The 3365-nt window shown below is 50.8% G+C and carries 2 rRNA genes; both read left to right on the top strand.

What is annotated here, in order from left to right:
- Nucleotides 1-197 precede the first annotated feature (197 nt).
- Nucleotides 198-3090 (top strand): 23S ribosomal RNA (locus G1E_RS06720).
- 134 nt (nucleotides 3091-3224) lie between these two features.
- Nucleotides 3225-3340 (top strand): 5S ribosomal RNA (gene rrf, locus G1E_RS06715).
- The last annotated feature ends 25 nt before the right edge of the window (nucleotides 3341-3365 follow it).

The raw sequence follows: 3365 nt of genomic DNA, 5'->3' as shown, positions 1-3365 counted from the left end.
GATGAATGTTGATTTCTGACTTTTGTCAGATCGTTCTTTAAAAATTCGGATATGTGATAGATATAGACTGACATGCACTTTCACTGGTGTGTGATCAGGCTAAGGTAAAATTTGTGAGTTCTGCTCTTAACTGAGCGAAATGCGAATTTTCGGCGAATGTCGTCTTCACAGTATAACCAGATTGCTTGGGGTTATATGGTCAAGTGAAGAAGCGCATACGGTGGATGCCTTGGCAGTCAGAGGCGATGAAAGACGTGGTAGCCTGCGATAAGCTTTGGGGAGTCGGCAAACAGACTGTGATCCAGAGATCTCTGAATGGGGGAACCCACTCAGCATAAGCTGAGTATCTTGTACTGAATACATAGGTGCAAGAGGCGAACCAGGGGAACTGAAACATCTAAGTACCCTGAGGAAAAGAAATCAACCGAGATTCCCTTAGTAGTGGCGAGCGAACGGGGACCAGCCCTTAAGTTGATTTGAGATTAGTGGAACGCTCTGGAAAGTGCGGCCATAGTGGGTGATAGCCCCGTACACGAAAATCTCTTATCAATGAAATCGAGTAGGACGGAGCACGAGAAACTTTGTCTGAATATGGGGGGACCATCCTCCAAGGCTAAATACTACTGACTGACCGATAGTGAACCAGTACCGTGAGGGAAAGGCGAAAAGAACCCCGGAGAGGGGAGTGAAATAGAACCTGAAACCGTATGCGTACAAGCAGTGGGAGCCTACTTTGTTAGGTGACTGCGTACCTTTTGTATAATGGGTCAGCGACTTATATTCAGTGGCGAGCTTAACCGAATAGGGGAGGCGTAGCGAAAGCGAGTCTTAATAGGGCGTTTAGTCGCTGGGTATAGACCCGAAACCGGGCGATCTATCCATGGGCAGGTTGAAGGTTAGGTAACACTGACTGGAGGACCGAACCGACTACCGTTGAAAAGTTAGCGGATGACCTGTGGATCGGAGTGAAAGGCTAATCAAGCTCGGAGATAGCTGGTTCTCCTCGAAAGCTATTTAGGTAGCGCCTCATGTATCACTGTAGGGGGTAGAGCACTGTTTCGGCTAGGGGGTCATCCCGACTTACCAAACCGATGCAAACTCCGAATACCTACAAGTGCCGAGCATGGGAGACACACGGCGGGTGCTAACGTCCGTCGTGAAAAGGGAAACAACCCAGACCGTCAGCTAAGGTCCCAAAGTCATGGTTAAGTGGGAAACGATGTGGGAAGGCTTAGACAGCTAGGAGGTTGGCTTAGAAGCAGCCACCCTTTAAAGAAAGCGTAATAGCTCACTAGTCGAGTCGGCCTGCGCGGAAGATGTAACGGGGCTCAAACCATGCACCGAAGCTACGGGTATCACCTTTTGGTGATGCGGTAGAGGAGCGTTCTGTAAGCCTGTGAAGGTGAGTTGAGAAGCTTGCTGGAGGTATCAGAAGTGCGAATGCTGACATGAGTAACGACAATGCGAGTGAAAAACTCGCACGCCGAAAGACCAAGGTTTCCTGCGCAACGTTAATCGACGCAGGGTTAGTCGGTCCCTAAGGCGAGGCTGAAAAGCGTAGTCGATGGAAAACAGGTTAATATTCCTGTACTTCCAGTTATTGCGATGGAGGGACGGAGAAGGTTAGGCCAGCCTGGCGTTGGTTGTCCAGGTTTAAGGTGGTAGGCTGAAATCTTAGGCAAATCCGGGATTTCAAGGCCGAGAGCTGATGACGAGTTGCCTTTAGGCGACGAAGTGGTTGATACCATGCTTCCAAGAAAAGCTCCTAAGCTTCAGATAACTGGGAACCGTACCCCAAACCGACACAGGTGGTTAGGTAGAGAATACCAAGGCGCTTGAGAGAACTCGGGTGAAGGAACTAGGCAAAATGGCACCGTAACTTCGGGAGAAGGTGCGCCGGCGAGGGTGAAGGACTTGCTCCGTAAGCTCATGCCGGTCGAAGATACCAGGCCGCTGCGACTGTTTATTAAAAACACAGCACTCTGCAAACACGAAAGTGGACGTATAGGGTGTGACGCCTGCCCGGTGCCGGAAGGTTAATTGATGGGGTTAGCGCAAGCGAAGCTCTTGATCGAAGCCCCGGTAAACGGCGGCCGTAACTATAACGGTCCTAAGGTAGCGAAATTCCTTGTCGGGTAAGTTCCGACCTGCACGAATGGCGTAACGATGGCGGCGCTGTCTCCACCCGAGACTCAGTGAAATTGAAATCGCTGTGAAGATGCAGTGTATCCGCGGCTAGACGGAAAGACCCCGTGAACCTTTACTATAGCTTTGCACTGGACTTTGAATTTGCTTGTGTAGGATAGGTGGGAGGCTTTGAAGTGGGGACGCCAGTTCTCATGGAGCCATCCTTGAAATACCACCCTGGCAACTTTGAGGTTCTAACTCAGGTCCGTTATCCGGATCGAGGACAGTGTATGGTGGGTAGTTTGACTGGGGCGGTCTCCTCCCAAAGAGTAACGGAGGAGTACGAAGGTGCGCTCAGACCGGTCGGAAATCGGTCGTAGAGTATAAAGGCAAAAGCGCGCTTGACTGCGAGACAAACACGTCGAGCAGGTACGAAAGTAGGTCTTAGTGATCCGGTGGTTCTGTATGGAAGGGCCATCGCTCAACGGATAAAAGGTACTCCGGGGATAACAGGCTGATACCGCCCAAGAGTTCATATCGACGGCGGTGTTTGGCACCTCGATGTCGGCTCATCACATCCTGGGGCTGAAGCCGGTCCCAAGGGTATGGCTGTTCGCCATTTAAAGTGGTACGCGAGCTGGGTTTAGAACGTCGTGAGACAGTTCGGTCCCTATCTGCCGTGGACGTTTGAGATTTGAGAGGGGCTGCTCCTAGTACGAGAGGACCGGAGTGGACGAACCTCTGGTGTTCCGGTTGTCACGCCAGTGGCATTGCCGGGTAGCTATGTTCGGAAGAGATAACCGCTGAAAGCATCTAAGCGGGAAACTTGCCTCAAGATGAGATCTCACTGGGATCTTGAATCCCCTAAAGGGCCGTCGAAGACTACGACGTTGATAGGTTGGGTGTGTAAGCGCTGTGAGGCGTTGAGCTAACCAATACTAATTGCCCGTGAGGCTTGACCATATAACACCCAAGCAATTTGCTGACGCAGATTGCGGTGGTGAAGATGACATGAACCGAAAGTTCGCAAGGCATCACAAACATCACATATCCGAATTCGCTGGGCTGTCCATCTGGACATTCTGGCTACAGAATTTCTTGACGACCATAGAGCATTGGAACCACCTGATCCCATCCCGAACTCAGTAGTGAAACGATGCATCGCCGATGGTAGTGTGGGGTTTCCCCATGTGAGAGTAGGTCATCGTCAAGATTCATTTCGCAAAACCCCTATCTGC

This window comes from Pseudomonas sp. TJI-51 (assembly GCF_000190455.2).
Taxonomy (GTDB): Bacteria; Pseudomonadota; Gammaproteobacteria; order Pseudomonadales; family Pseudomonadaceae; genus Aquipseudomonas; species Aquipseudomonas juntendi.
The sequence above is the reverse complement of the archived record's forward strand: the minus strand, read 5'-3'. Positions and strand labels throughout refer to the sequence as shown.